The following is a 13192-nucleotide window of genomic DNA, read 5'->3' as shown; positions in this document are numbered from 1 at the left end:
AGAACCAGGATCACCCCTTCCCATGAGCTCCACCGTGCCGCGTTTCGGCGCCAACTACACGCCCAGCCAGGGCTGGTTCCATCACTGGCTGGACTTCGACCTCGACGCCGTGCGCGCCGACCTGGACTCGATCGCCGGTCTCGGCCTCGACCACATCCGCGTCTTCCCGCTCTGGCCGCTCTTCCAGCCCAACCGCACGCTGATCCGCCCGCGCGCCGTCGAGCAGCTCGTCTCCCTGGCCGACGCCGCGGCCGAACGCGGCCTCGACGTCAACGTGGACGGGTTGCAGGGGCACCTGTCGAGCTTCGACTTCCTGCCCGCCTGGACACAGACCTGGCACCGCCGCAACCTGTTCACCGACCCGGACGTCGTGGCCGGCCAGGCCGCATACCTGCGGACCCTCGCCGGGGCCCTCGCCGACCGGCCCAACTTCATCGGCATGACCCTGGGCAACGAGATCAACCAGTTCTCCGGAAGCCCGCACCCCGACCCCGACCCCATCACACCCGCCCAGGCCGCCGACTGGTTGCGGACCCTGCTCGACGCGTGCGAGGAAGGCGCCCCCGGGAAGCTCCATCTGCACGCGGAGTACGACGCGTCCTGGTACCAGGACGACCACGCCTTCACCCCGGCGCACGCGGCCCGGCTCGGTGCGGTCACCGCCGTCCACTCCTGGGTCTTCAACGGCACCGCCCAGCGCCACGGACGTGACGGCACGGCGACTGAGCACCACGCGGCGTACCTGATCGAACTCTCCAAGGCGTGGGCGCACGACCCCCGCCGGCCGGTGTGGCTCCAGGAGGTGGGCGCCCCCGCGCCCCTGATCCCCGCCGGCCACGCCGCCTCGTTCACGGAGGCGACCGTCGCCAACGCCCTGGACTGCGAGGACGTCTGGGGCGTCACCTGGTGGTGCTCCCACGACGTCTCACGCTCCCTGGCCGACTTCCCCGAACTGGAATACGGGCTCGGGCTGCTGACCAACGACCGGCAGGTCAAGCCGGCCGGGCGGGCCATCGCCAAGATGATCGAGGAGCAGCGCGCGGCCGCCCACCGCCCCGCGCCCCGGACCACCGCGCTCGTCGTCGACACCGGGGACGACGAAACGGCGCCCCGCCGGTCGGTGTGCGCGCCGGGCGGCGCGGTCTTCGAGGCGTTCGCCCGGCTCACCGCGGACGGCGCCCGCCCCACCACGGTGCTCGCGAGCCGTGCGGAGGACCCGCACCACCTGGCCGGCCGCGGTATCACCGAGGTCGTCAGCCCCGGCCAGGTCCTGTGACCCGCTGACGCCGCACCGCCCCGCCCGGCACCGGAATCGCACCTCGCACGATACGGAGCAGACCATGACCCCGCCTCACCCACGCCCCGCCGCCCCCAGCCGGCGCACCGTCGTCCTCGCGGGTGCCGGTACGGCGGCCGCTCTCCTCGCCCCCGCCCTTTCCGGAACGGCGGCGGCAGCCACCCGCGGAGAGCTCCAGCCCTACGCCTCGTACTGGTTCCCCGACTCGCTGCCCACCGGCACCCCCGGGGACGGTGTCACCTGGCGCAGCCTGAAGAGCTGGCGCGCCGAGGACGACCGGGACCTCGCGTTCAACACCGCGACCGTCCCGCTCGCCGAACGCTTCACCCCCGTTCCGGTCAACACCACCGCCCGGACCGGTCAGGCACGCAACACCTCGCTGGTCGCCTTCGGGCACACCGCGGGCAACCCGTCCCAGGGTTCGGCCACCGCGGACCACTACGCGCTGAGCCAGTGGGCCTACCTCGACGAACTCGTCTTCTGGGGCGGCTCGGCCGGCGAGGGGCTGATCCTCGCGCCCAACGCGCCCGTCGTGGACGCCGCCCACCGCAACGGCGTGCCCGTACTCGGCACCGTATTCCTCCCCCCGGTCCACCACGGCGGTGACCTCCGCTGGACCCGCGACCTCGTGCAGCGCGACGCCGCGGGACGCTTCCCCCTGGCCGCGAAGCTGGTGGAGGTCGCCACCGTGTACGGCTTCGACGGCTGGTTCCTCAACGCCGAGACCGAGGGCGGGGACGCCGGACTCGGGGCCGACATGCTGGCGTTCGTCACCGACCTGCGGGAACGCGGGGAGGCCGCCGGGCTCCGCACCACCTGGTACGACGCCATGACGGTCGGCGGCCAGGTCGGCTGGCAGGGCGCCCTCAACGAGGAGAACACCGCGCTGTTCCAGCAGGCGGACTCGATGTTCGTCGACTTCCGCTGGACCCCGGACACCCTCACCGCGTCCGGTGAGCGGGCCGACGCCATCGGCCGCAGCCGCTACGACCTGTGGGCAGGGGTGGACGTCGAGTCCACCGGGTGGAACAAGGCCGTCGACTGGGACGCGATCGTCCCCACCGACCGCCCGCACACCGTGTCGTACGGCTTCTACCGCCCCGAATGGACGCTGAACCACCTTCCCGAGGACCGCACGCCCGGCCAGTTCCACGCCGCCGACCAGCGGTTCTGGACCGGCAGCTCGCTCGACCCCGCCAGGCCCGGCCCCAAGGAGGAGTGGCGCGCCCCGGCGGCGGTGCTCGCCGACCGCTCGACGGTCGACCGGCTTCCGTTCGCCACCACCTTCAACACCGGGCACGGTCTGCGGTGGTACGAGAACGGGCGGCCGGTCTCGGACACCGCGTGGAACCACCTGGGACTCCAGGACCGGCTCCCGGCGCGCCGCTGGGTCGTCCGCACCGAGGGAAGCAGGCCCGCCGTCGCCTTCGACTTCGCCGACGCCTGGCGTGGCGGGAGCAGTCTCCTGGTCGACGGTGACCTGCGGGCCCCGGCCACCGTCGAACTGTTCGGGACCCGGCTGTCGCTCTCCCGGCGTACGGTCGTCGAACTCACCCACCGCATCGATCCGGACTCCGGTCCGGTCACCGTGGAACTGGCCGTCGCCCCCCACGAACCGGACCGCGCGGGCGACCCGTTCGCCTACACCTATGTGCCGGCCGGAGAGCTGAGGCCCGGCGCGGCCGGCTGGACCACCGCGACGCTGCGGCTGGGCTCCCTCGGCGGCACCGCCCACGCACTGGGCGTCCGGCTCACGGGCGCGGGAACGGGCGCGGTGCGGTGGCGGCTCGGTGCGCTGGCCGTACGCGACACCGTCGGGAAGCCGCACGCGCCGACCGCACTGCGCATCACCGACGCCGCCGACGACGGCTCGGAGCTGCGCCTGCGCTGGCACCGAGCACCGGGCCCGGTACGTCACTACGAAGTGCACCGGATCCTCCCCGACGGCACCCCGCGCTTCCTCGGAGGCACCTGCCAGACCGCCTTCTTCCTGTCCGGCATCCGCAGGGAGGCGGGCGAGAGGTCCGCGCGCTTCCAGGTCCGGGCCGTCGACGAGCTCTACGGCCTCTCCGGCGCCGCAGTCGCCGCGCACCGCTGGTAATCCGCCCCACCCGCACCCACATCACAACGGAGTCACCCTCATGCACGACGACCGCAGCCTGGTGGAAGCCCGTCTGAAGCGTGTTCTGGACGAACGCATCCGCCCCGCCGTGTACCCGGAGTCCGTACCACTGGACGTCGCCGTCTGGAACGCCCCGGGCGAGCCCGTCCCCGTCGCCGAGGGCCTGGCCGGTCCCGTCGAGCCCATCGCGGTCGGCGACCGGTGGGGTGCCCCGTGGAGCACCTGCTGGTTCCGCGTCTCCGGTACGGTCCCCGCGCACTGGGCGGGCCGCACCGTCGAGGCGCTCCTCGACCTGGGCTTCGACGAGAACATGCCTGGCTTCCAGTGCGAGGGCCTGGTGTACCGGCCCGACGGCACCCCGGTGAAGGGCCTCAACCCGCGTAACCAGTGGGTGCGTGTGGGGGCTCCCGTCGAGGGCGGCGAAGAGGTCCTGCTGCACGTCGAGGCCGCCTCCAACCCCGTCATCCTGGACTACCACCCCTTCCTGCCCACGCAGCTGGGTGACAAGGAGACCGCCGGCAGCGAGCTCCAGTACACCCTCGCCCGGATGGACCTCGCCGTCTTCGACGAGCACGTGTGGAACCTCGTCCAGGACCTGGAGGTGCTCGGGGAGCTGATGGCGGAGCTGCCCGTCGAGGGAGCCCGCCGCTGGGACATCCTGCGCGCCGTCGGCCGGGCACTCGACGCGGTCGACCTCCAGGACGTCAACGCCACCGCGGCGGCCGCCCGCGCGGAGCTGGCCGAGGTGCTCGCCACCCCCGCTCAGCCGTCCGCGCACCGCATCAGCGCGGTGGGGCACGCCCACATCGACTCCGCCTGGCTGTGGCCGCTGCGCGAGACCGTCCGCAAGGTGGCCCGGACGACGTCCAACATGACCGCCCTGCTGGAGGACGAACCGGACTTCGTCTTCGCGATGTCCCAGGCGCAGCAGTTCGCCTGGATCAAGGAACACCGGCCCGAGGTCTACGCCAAGGTCAAGAAGGCCGTCGCGGACGGCAGGTTCGTACCCTCCGGCGGCATGTGGGTCGAGTCCGACACCAACATGCCCGGCTCCGAGGCGATGGCCCGTCAGTTCGTGCACGGCAAGCGCTTCTTCCTCGACGAGTTCGGCATCGAGAACGACGAGGCCTGGCTGCCCGACACGTTCGGCTTCGCCGCCGGACTGCCGCAGATCATCAAGGCCGCTGGTTCCAAGTGGCTGCTCACCCAGAAGATCTCGTGGAGCCAGACCAACAAGTTCCCGCACCACACCTTCCGTTGGGAAGGAATCGACGGCACGCGGGTCTTCACCCACTTCCCGCCGGTCGACACGTACAACTGCTCCATGAAGGGCAGCGAGATCGCCCACGCGGCGGGCAACTTCAAGGACAAGGGGGTCGCCCGTCACTCGCTGGCTCCCACCGGCTGGGGCGACGGCGGCGGCGGTACGACCCGCGAGATGATCGCCAAGGCCGGCCGGATGCGGAGCCTGGAGGGCTCGGCCACCGTCGAGTGGGAGACACCCGCCGACTTCTTCGCCAAGGCCGAGGCCGAATACCCGGACGCGCCGGTGTGGGTCGGTGAGCTGTACCTGGAGCTCCACCGCGCCACACTCACCAGCCAGGCCAAGACCAAGCAGGGCAACCGCCGGAGCGAACACCTGCTGCGGGAGGCCGAGCTGTGGGCCGCGACCGCCGCCGTCCAGGCCGGATTCGCCTACCCGTACGAGCAGCTGGACCGGATCTGGAAGACGGTGCTGCTCCACCAGTTCCACGACATCCTGCCGGGATCGTCGATCGCGTGGGTGCACCGCGAGGCGGAGAGGACCTACGCGGCCGTCGCCGAGGAGCTGAACGGCATCGTGGACGCCGCCCAGCGCGCACTGGCGGGCGATCCCTCCGCAGGGCGCGAACTCGTCTTCAACTCCGCCCCGCACACCCGTGCCGGGGTGGAGGCGGGCGCGGCCGGTACCGCGCACCCCGGCAGCGAGGGGCAGCTGGCCCCGCGCGAGGACGGCGGCTTCGTGCTCGACAACGGACTCCTCCAGGTCGAGATCGACGCGAGGGGCCTGGTCGTCTCCGCGTACGACATCGGTGCCGAGCGCGAGACAGTCGCACCGGGGCAGGCGGCCAACCTCCTCCAGATCCACCCCGACTTCCCGAACATGTGGGACGCCTGGGACGTCGACGCGTTCTACCGGAACACCGTCACCGACCTCACGGACCTCGACGAACTCACCCCGGTCGAGGGCGAAGGCATGGTCGGTGTCCGGATCGTGCGGAGCTTCGGCACCTCGAAGGTCACCCAGCTGCTGACCCTCACCTCCGGTGCCAAGCGCCTCGACATCGACACCGAGGTCGACTGGCACGAGACGGAGAAGTTCCTCAAGGCCTCTTTCCCGCTGGACGTGCACGCCGAGCGCTACGCCTCCGAGACCCAGTTCGGGCACTTCTACCGGGCCACCCACACCAACACCAGTTGGGAGGCGGCCAAGTTCGAGGCGTGCAACCACCGGTTCGTCCATGTGGAGGAGCCGGGCTGGGGCGTGGCACTCGTCAACGACTCGACGTACGGGCACGATGTGACCCGCACGGTGCGCGCGTCCGACGCGGGCACCACCACCACGGTGCGCGTCTCGCTGCTGCGCGCTCCCCGGTTCCCCGACCCGGAGACCGACCAGGGCGTGCACCGCTTCCGGCACGCCCTCGCGCCTGGCGCGGCGATCGGCGACGCGGTGCGTGAAGGCTTCCGCATCAATCTGCCCGAACGCCGCGTCACCGGAGAGCGTGAAGTCGCCCCGCTGGTGACCGTCGACAACGACGCCGTGGTGGTCAGCGCGGTCAAGCTGGCCGACGACGCGAGCGGTGACCTCGTCGTCCGTCTCTACGAGTCCACCGGGGGCCGGGCCCGGGTCCGCCTCGCCACCGGGTTCGACGCGGCAGGCGTCGCGGTCACCGACCTGCTGGAGCGGCCGCTGGACGACGTGCCGGCGCCCGTACTCACCGAGGAGGGTGTGAGCCTGTCACTGCGCCCGTTCGAGCTGGTGACGCTGAGGCTGGCCCGCCGCTGAACCGATCGCGTGGGGGCCGGCGTCCGGCCCCCACGCCGCTCCGGAGCCTGAGGCTGGAGGCTCAGGCGTCCTTCCCGGCCGCGGCGCGGCGCTGCCGCTTGCCGAGGGGCGCCTGGGAGAGGTCCTCGGCGCTGCTCCTGAGGTTCTTGAAGCCGTAGCCGCGTTCCGACAGCCACGTCCTTGCCGCGTTCTCGGCACGTTCGGTCGCCTCCAGGATGTCCTCTTCCGCATCGCCCGAGTCCTGGAATCGGAAGGTGAAGGCCGAGCGGGCCGCCAGGTCGTAGCTCAGGTGGCCCTCAGGGGTGAAGGCCGCGCGCAGGACGTCATGCTCCGGGGCACGGGTCAGGAGCTCGGCCCGCTGGTCGGGGCTGAGTCCGTCGAAGACGCCGCGGACCGTGATGCGGAAGGTTCGAGTACTCATCCGGCGACCTTTATCAGCCTGGCCGGCGCCGTTCCACCGCGTTTCCCGCGCACGGCACTCCCGGACGTGCGGGCACGGAGGCGCGGGCACGGACGCGAGGGCACACACCGGCGCCCCCACCGGACGTACAGCGGTGGGGGCGCCGGGGAGAGGCGGGGGTCAGGCGCCGGCGTTCATCTCGGCCGGGTGGGATCCGATGCGCTTGCCCTCGTCGAGCGCGGCGAACGCGGCGAGGTCGTCGGCGTCCAGCTCGAAGTCGAACACGTCGATGTTCTCCGCGATCCGCGACGGCGTCACGGACTTGGGGATCACCACGTGGCCGGTCTGCAGGTGCCAGCGGAGCACCGCCTGTGCGGGGCTCCGGCCGTGCTTGTGCGCGACGGCGGCCACCGTCGGGACCTCCAGGAGGCCCTTGCCCGAGCCCAGCGGCGACCAGGCCTCGGTGACGATGCCGTGCTCGGCGTGGACGGCGCGCGACTCGGCCTGCTGGAGCTGCGGGTGCAGCTCGATCTGGTTGACCGCGGGAACGACGGAGGTCTCGCCCATCAGGCGCTCCAGATGTTCCGGGAGGAAGTTCGACACACCGATGGCCTTCGCGCGGCCGTCGGCGAGGATCCGCTCGAAGGCCTTGTACGTGTCGACGTACGCGTCCTTCGCCGGCGTCGGCCAGTGGATGAGGTAGAGGTCGACGTAGTCGAGGCCCAGCTTGTCCAGCGACACGTCGAACGCGCGCAGCGTCGAGTCGTAGCCCTGCTCGCTGTTCCACAGCTTGGTCGTGACGAACAGCTCCTCGCGGGCCACACCCGAGGTGGCGAGGCCCTTGCCGGTGCCCGACTCGTTCCCGTAGACCGCGGCGGTGTCGATGCTCCGGTACCCGGCCTCCAGGGCCGTGGCCACGGCCGTCGTGGCTTCGTCGTCAGGCACCTGCCAGACACCGAAGCCGAGCTGCGGCATCTCGAGGCCGTTGTTGAGGGTGATGGTGGGGACCTGGCTCACGAGCGGTCGATCCTTACGTTGTGGGTGGGTACTCCCAGAGGGAACGATCGGAAAAGCCTAACCATTCCCACCTGCCCCGATCCGGTGAACCGGAGAAGGAGTGCACACCTGACGCCCCGTCAGGAAAGGCCCCGGCTCATCGGTAGAGAGCGTCGACCTCGGCCGCGTACGCCGTCTCGATCGCCTTGCGCTTCAGCTTGAGCGACGGGGTGAGCAGGCCGTGTTCCTCGGTGAACTGGTGCGCCAGTATGCGGAAGGTGCGGATCGACTCGGCCTGGGACACCGCCGTGTTCGCCGCCACCACGGCCCTGCGCACCTCCATCTCCAGATCGGGGTCGCGCACCAGATCGGCGGGACGCATCGGCGTACGGCCCTGCATAGCGAGCCAGTGCTCCACCGCCTCGTGGTCCACGGTGACCAGGGCCGCGATGTAGGGCCTGTCGTTACCGACGACGATGCACTGCGCCACCAGCGGATGCGCGCGCACCCGCTCCTCCAGGCCGCTCGGGGCCACACTCTTGCCCCCGGAGGTCACCAGGATCTCCTTCTTGCGCCCGGTGATGGTCAGATAACCGTCCTCGTCGAGCGCGCCCAGGTCGCCGGTGGCCAGCCACCCGTCGTGCAGTACGGCATCCGTGGCCTTGGGGTCACCCAGGTAGCCGGAGAAGACGTTGGCCCCGTGCACCCACACCTCGCCGTCCCTGGCGATGTGCACCGTGGAACCGGGGATCGGCTGGCCCACCGTGCCGTAGCGGGTGCGCTCGGGCGGATTGGCCGTGGCCGCGGCCGTCGTCTCGGTCAGCCCGTAGCCCTCGTAGACCGTGACGCCCGCGCCCGCGAAGAACAGCCCGAGCTGCCGGTCCATCCCGGAGCCGCCCGACATGGCGTGCCGCACCCGGCCACCCATCGCGTCGCGGACCTTGCGGTAGACCACCTTGTCGAAGAACTGGTGCTGCATCCGCAGCCCGGCGGACGGTCCGGGGCCGGTCCCGAAGGCCCGCTCCTCCATCGCCTCGGCGTACTTCACCGCGATGTCCACGGCCTTGTCGAACGCCCCCGCGCGGCCCTCCGCCTCCGCCTTGCGCCGTGCGCCGTTGAAGACCTTCTCGAAGATGTACGGCACCGCCAGGATGAAGGTGGGCCGGAAGGCCACCAGGTCCGGCATCAGGGCCTTCGCGGACAGCTCCGGCTGGTGCGCCAGCTTCACCCGGCCGCGCAGCGCCGCGATCTCCACCATGCGGCCGAAGACGTGGGCGAGCGGCAGGAAGAGCAGCGTCGCCGCCTCCTCGCCGGGCTTGGAGAGGAACACCGGATGCCAGCGGCCGACCATGGTGTCGGCCTCGAACATGAAGTGCGAGTGCGTGATCACACAGCCTTTGGGGCGCCCCGTCGTGCCGGAGGTGTAGATCACGGTCGCCACGGAGTCGGGGGTCACCGCGCGGCGGTGCCGGTGGACGACCTCGTCGTCGACCAGCGCACCGGCCTCGTTGAGCTCGGTCACCACGCCGGCGTCCAGCTGCCAGAGCCTGCGCAGGTTCGGCAGCCGGTCTATCACCGAGCCGATCGTCATCGCGTGGTCCTCGTGCTCGACCATGACGGCCGCGACCTCGGCGTCGTGCAGCATCCACAGGACCTGCTCGGCCGACGACGTCGGATAGATCGGCACGGACTGGGCGCCCACCGCCCAGAGCGCGAAGTCGAAGAGGGTCCACTCGTAGCGCGTGCGCGACATCAGGGCGACCCGGTCGCCGAACCGGACGCCGTGCGCGATCAGCCCCTTGGCGAGAGCGAGCACCTCGTCGCGGAAGGTGGCCGCCGACACGTCGTGCCACCGGCCCTCCGCGTCCTTGCGGCCGAGGGCCGTCCGGTGGGGGTCCTCCTCCGCATAGTCGAAGACGGTATCGGCAAGACCGCCGACTTGAGGGGCAGCGGCCATGGGTGGGACAGTGAACTCGCGCAATGACCTGCTCCTTGTGGCGCTCCGCACGGCGCCGCGACGCTACCTCACCGTGAGAGGCTGCGGGAGGGTCCGAAGTCTCCGGAAAACGTGGCATCTGGCCATGCCGACCGCAGAAATCGGGCCAGATAGGCAAGGCTCGGGCGGAGTTCTGACCACGGAGTAAGTAGCTGGGGCGGGAATCTCCACCGAATCTGTACGCGGCACTTACGCCGATTCCGCGTGTGAAGGCATGACCGGACCGCGGTGGAGACGGTCGCCGCCCGCCAGGATCGCGGCCGCGAGGGCGTCCGCCGCCTCCTGGGCGGTGTCCCTGCGGCGCCCGTGCAGCAACACGAAGTCCACATCTCCGAGCTCCGGCAGACCTGCCCGGGACGGGACCGGCACGAGCCCCGGCGGGATGAGCCCCCGGGTGTGTGCCATCACCCCCAGACCGGCACGGGCCGCCGCCACCAGTGCGCTCAGGCTCGCACTCGTACACGCGAAGCGCCAGGACCTGCCGTGCTCCTCCAGCACCTCCAGGGCGCGCGCTCTGGTGATGCCTGGAGGCGGGAAGGCGATCAGCGGGAGGGGACGCTCGGGATCGATCCGCAGCTGCGGGGCGCCGATCCAGGCCAGGGTGTCCTGCCACACCAGCTCCCCGTGGGTGTCCCCGACGCGCCGCTTGGCCAGCACCAGGTCGAGCCGGCCCGCCGCGAGCTGCCGGTGCAGCGCACCGGACAGCTCCACGGTGAGCTCCAGCTCGACCTCGGGGTGCTCCCGCCGGAACGACTCCAGGATCTCCGGCAGACGGGTCAGGACGAAGTCCTCGGAGGCCCCGAAACGCAGCCGTCCGCGCAGTCTCGTGCCGGTGAAGAAAGCCGCCGCCCGCTCGTTGGCCTGAAGGATCGTCCGCGCGAAGCCCAGCATGGCCTCGCCGTCCTCGGTGAGATCGACCCGGTGCGTGTCCCGGTCGAACAGCTGGCGGCCGGCCTCGGACTCCAGCCGGCGGACGTGCTGACTGACCGTGGACTGCCGGACGCCGAGCCGGCGTGCGGCCTGCGTGAAGCTCAGGGTCTGGGCGACGGCCAAAAAGGTGCGGAGCTGGACGGGGTCGTACATGGTCCGAGGCTATCGCGAACCGTGATGACAGTCAGTGCGGTGTACGGGATTCCCGATCGCGGGGTTCAGGAGCACGATGGGGAGGGCACGATTCCACCGAGAGAGCACGGAGCACATGAGCCGCCGCACCAGCCGCCGTATCCCCGCGCTGCCGTCCTGGCTGCCGGTCGACCCCTACATCCTGGCGCTGATCGGCACGGTGGTACTCGCGGCGCTGCTGCCCGTCTCCGGGACCGGCGCGGATGTGGCGGGCGGCGCGTCGACCGGCGCGGTGGCCCTGCTCTTCTTCCTCTACGGAGCGCGGCTCTCGACAGCCGAGGCGCTCGACGGCCTGAAGCACTGGCGGCTCCACCTCACCGTCCTGGCCTGCACCTTCGTGGTGTTCCCGCTGTTCGGGCTGGCCAGCCACGGCCTGGTGCCGTACGTCCTGACCCCCCAGCTCCAGGACGGCTTCCTCTTCCTGTGCCTGGTGCCCTCGACCATCCAGTCGTCGATCGCCTTCACCTCGATCGCCTGCGGCAACGTGCCGGCCGCCATCTGCGCCGGCTCCTTCTCCAGCATCGCCGGGATCCTTCTCACGCCGCTGCTCGCGGCCGTGCTGCTCGGCGGCAGCGGCGGGGGGTTCTCCGCGGACTCGCTGGTGAAGATCGTCCTCCAGCTGCTGGTGCCCTTCCTCGCGGGCCAGCTGCTGCGCCGCTGGGTCGGAGGGTTCATCAGCCGTCACCGCAAGGTGCTGGGGTACGTCGACCGCGGCTCGATCCTGCTCGTCGTCTACACGGCCTTCAGCGAGGGCATGGTGGCCGGAATCTGGCACCAGGTCACCCCGCTCCGCCTCGGCGCGCTGCTCGGCGCCGAGGCCGTGCTGCTGGCCCTCATGCTCGCGGTGAGCTGGTACGGGGCGAAGCGGCTGGGCTTCGGGCGGGAGGACCGGATCGCCATCCAGTTCGCCGGCTCCAAGAAGAGCCTGGCGGCCGGCCTGCCGATGGCCAGCGTCCTGTTCGGCGCGCACGCGAGCCTCGCGGTGCTGCCGCTGATGCTCTTCCACCAGATGCAGCTGATGGTCTGCGCGGTGATCGCCAAGCGCCGCTCCCGTGACCCGCTGCCGGAGCAGGCCCCGGTCAATCCTGCTCCGGCGGAGGCGCTGAACTGACGTTCCGGTGAGGCGCGGGTCCGATGGGCGGCAACGGGTGAGCGGCTCCTGTGCGTCTAGGTCCGCAGGGGGGCAATACCGGCCTTCCCACGCGCTGGAGACGGTCCGCTGATGTCTGACCGCATGGGAGAGGGCCCCGTGGCTGAGGATGACGGGTGCCTCCGCTGGGTGATGGCTGTACCTCTTGGGATTCTCCATCTGCTTGCTGCCGGTCTCTGCTACTCGGCGTGGGCGATCCGCCCGTCGGGGCTCTGGGACAAGGACGCGTACGGCGCCATCACCTTGCTGTGTTTCCTTGCCGGGGCGGTCTGCGCCATCGCGCTGGTCGTTACAGTTGCTCCTCCCACGGTGCGGCGCGCCATGGGCGCCTGGTGGGTGGCGCCACCGCTGATCCTCAGCGCGATCGCGGTGACCCGGTGGACTTCGGGCGGTTAAAGCCGTCGTACTACGCCCGGTCGGTGTGCGGGGAGCCTCGTATGTCGCCGAGTCCGAGGCCGGTGCGGCTGCGGGCGTTGGCCTCGGCGACGCGGGCGCTCAGCAGCTCGGCGGGGCCGAGCGGCCGTAGGTGGGCCGGGTTGGCGTCCCACTCGCGGCCACCGCCGAGTGGGCGGAGTTGGAGGTGGGGGCCATCGTGGCCCATCACCAGGCCCACCCGGCCGCTCTCGTCGTCGTGCACGGCCGCCCCGATGCGGAGAGCGCCGTCATCGCCCACCAGCCACTCCGTCCCTGATCACCGCAGCGAGGGCGTGCGCCACGGGGGCGGAGCAGACGCCGAGGTGGACGAGGGCGTAACGGGCCGGCCGCGCGGTGTCGCCGTCCTCGGTCTCCGGCCACGGGTTACGCACATCCATCGCGGGCAGTTGGATGCCGGCGCTGCTCAGCGCGGCGGCGAGGGCGTCGCGCGCGTCGACGACCTCCTGGATCTTGGCTGTCCTGCGGGGGAGGGGCGGCCTCTGCGACGGCGGAGTCATGGGTGTCTTCCTTCGGTTGTTCTTTCGCGGAAATCTCTGCCTGGCCTCATGCGTCGGACTACGGTGCGTGAGGGGCTCATCACGAGAATGACCTGGTCGGGGGTGTGACACACCGAGGGCGGGGCGTG

11 protein-coding genes are annotated in these 13192 nt (G+C 71.2%); 5 read left to right on the top strand and 6 right to left on the bottom strand.

Features of this window, described 5'->3' with window-relative positions; translation table 11 throughout:
• Positions 1 to 22 precede the first annotated feature (22 nt).
• From ACIP63_RS23905 to ACIP63_RS23895, 3 genes are all read left to right on the top strand, one after another.
• Entirely contained in the window at positions 23 to 1276 is a 1254-nt protein-coding gene (locus tag ACIP63_RS23905) for a glycosyl hydrolase (protein ID WP_401518975.1), read from the top strand.
• 64 nt (positions 1277 to 1340) lie between these two features.
• On the top strand, positions 1341 to 3398 hold the full coding sequence (locus tag ACIP63_RS23900; RefSeq protein ID WP_401518972.1) for an endo-beta-N-acetylglucosaminidase: 2058 nt from the start codon (positions 1341 to 1343) through the stop codon (positions 3396 to 3398).
• A gap of 40 nt (positions 3399 to 3438) precedes the next feature.
• A complete protein-coding gene (locus ACIP63_RS23895) occupies positions 3439 to 6468 on the top strand; it encodes an alpha-mannosidase (protein WP_401518970.1) in 3030 nt (1009 codons plus the stop codon).
• A gap of 61 nt (positions 6469 to 6529) precedes the next feature.
• On the opposite strand, the gene ACIP63_RS23890 is transcribed toward ACIP63_RS23895, so the two are convergent.
• The 4 genes from ACIP63_RS23890 to ACIP63_RS23875 all read right to left on the bottom strand — a co-directional run bounded on the left by ACIP63_RS23890 (position 6530) and on the right by ACIP63_RS23875 (position 10943).
• Complete coding sequence (locus ACIP63_RS23890) at positions 6530 to 6889, bottom strand: DUF6204 family protein (protein ID WP_401518967.1); 360 nt, start codon at positions 6887 to 6889, stop codon at positions 6530 to 6532.
• A gap of 159 nt (positions 6890 to 7048) precedes the next feature.
• Positions 7049 to 7885, bottom strand: a complete 837-nt coding sequence (locus ACIP63_RS23885) for an aldo/keto reductase (RefSeq protein WP_401518964.1) — start codon at positions 7883 to 7885, stop codon at positions 7049 to 7051.
• Positions 7886 to 8021: 136 nt separating this feature from the next.
• On the bottom strand, positions 8022 to 9821 hold the full coding sequence (locus tag ACIP63_RS23880; RefSeq protein ID WP_401518961.1) for an AMP-dependent synthetase/ligase: 1800 nt from the start codon (positions 9819 to 9821) through the stop codon (positions 8022 to 8024).
• 228 nt (positions 9822 to 10049) lie between these two features.
• A complete protein-coding gene (locus ACIP63_RS23875) occupies positions 10050 to 10943 on the bottom strand; it encodes a LysR substrate-binding domain-containing protein (RefSeq protein WP_401518959.1) in 894 nt (297 codons plus the stop codon).
• 115 nt (positions 10944 to 11058) lie between these two features.
• Here ACIP63_RS23875 and ACIP63_RS23870 point away from each other — a divergent pair, with 115 nt between their 5' ends.
• Both ACIP63_RS23870 and ACIP63_RS23865 read left to right on the top strand, forming a co-directional pair.
• Positions 11059 to 12093: a bile acid:sodium symporter family protein gene (locus tag ACIP63_RS23870; protein ID WP_401518956.1), complete on the top strand. Its 1035-nt coding sequence runs from the start codon at positions 11059 to 11061 to the stop codon at positions 12091 to 12093.
• Positions 12094 to 12264: 171 nt separating this feature from the next.
• Positions 12265 to 12528 (top strand): hypothetical protein, encoded by a 264-nt coding sequence (locus tag ACIP63_RS23865; RefSeq protein ID WP_401518954.1) that lies wholly within the window; start codon positions 12265 to 12267, stop codon positions 12526 to 12528.
• A gap of 10 nt (positions 12529 to 12538) precedes the next feature.
• Here ACIP63_RS23865 and ACIP63_RS23860 read toward each other — a convergent pair whose 3' ends face one another.
• Together ACIP63_RS23860 and ACIP63_RS23855 are read right to left on the bottom strand one after the other, a co-directional pair.
• Entirely contained in the window at positions 12539 to 12805 is a 267-nt protein-coding gene (locus tag ACIP63_RS23860; protein ID WP_401518952.1) for a hypothetical protein, read from the bottom strand.
• A complete protein-coding gene (locus ACIP63_RS23855) occupies positions 12795 to 13064 on the bottom strand; it encodes a hypothetical protein (protein WP_401518949.1) in 270 nt (89 codons plus the stop codon). The genes ACIP63_RS23860 and ACIP63_RS23855 overlap by 11 nt, the downstream gene beginning before the upstream one ends.
• Positions 13065 to 13192 lie beyond the last annotated feature (128 nt).

The organism is Streptomyces sp. NPDC088746 (assembly GCF_044751065.1).
GTDB lineage: Bacteria > Actinomycetota > Actinomycetes > Streptomycetales > Streptomycetaceae > Streptomyces.
This window is presented reverse-complemented; position numbering and strand designations above follow the sequence as displayed.

Bases quoted from the DNA above. Each gene is read 5' to 3' on its own strand.
- ACIP63_RS23905 (WP_401518975.1), top strand. From the start codon at position 23: ATGAGCTCCACCGTGCCGCGTTTCGGCGCCAACTACACGCCCAGCCAG.
- ACIP63_RS23900 (WP_401518972.1), top strand. From the start codon at position 1,341: ATGACCCCGCCTCACCCACGCCCCGCCGCCCCCAGCCGGCGCACCGTC.
- ACIP63_RS23895 (WP_401518970.1), top strand. From the start codon at position 3,439: ATGCACGACGACCGCAGCCTGGTGGAAGCCCGTCTGAAGCGTGTTCTG.
- ACIP63_RS23890 (WP_401518967.1), bottom strand. From the start codon at position 6,889: ATGAGTACTCGAACCTTCCGCATCACGGTCCGCGGCGTCTTCGACGGA.
- ACIP63_RS23880 (WP_401518961.1), bottom strand. From the start codon at position 9,821: ATGGCCGCTGCCCCTCAAGTCGGCGGTCTTGCCGATACCGTCTTCGAC.
- ACIP63_RS23875 (WP_401518959.1), bottom strand. From the start codon at position 10,943: ATGTACGACCCCGTCCAGCTCCGCACCTTTTTGGCCGTCGCCCAGACC.
- ACIP63_RS23870 (WP_401518956.1), top strand. From the start codon at position 11,059: ATGAGCCGCCGCACCAGCCGCCGTATCCCCGCGCTGCCGTCCTGGCTG.
- ACIP63_RS23865 (WP_401518954.1), top strand. From the start codon at position 12,265: ATGGCTGTACCTCTTGGGATTCTCCATCTGCTTGCTGCCGGTCTCTGC.
- ACIP63_RS23855 (WP_401518949.1), bottom strand. From the start codon at position 13,064: ATGACTCCGCCGTCGCAGAGGCCGCCCCTCCCCCGCAGGACAGCCAAG.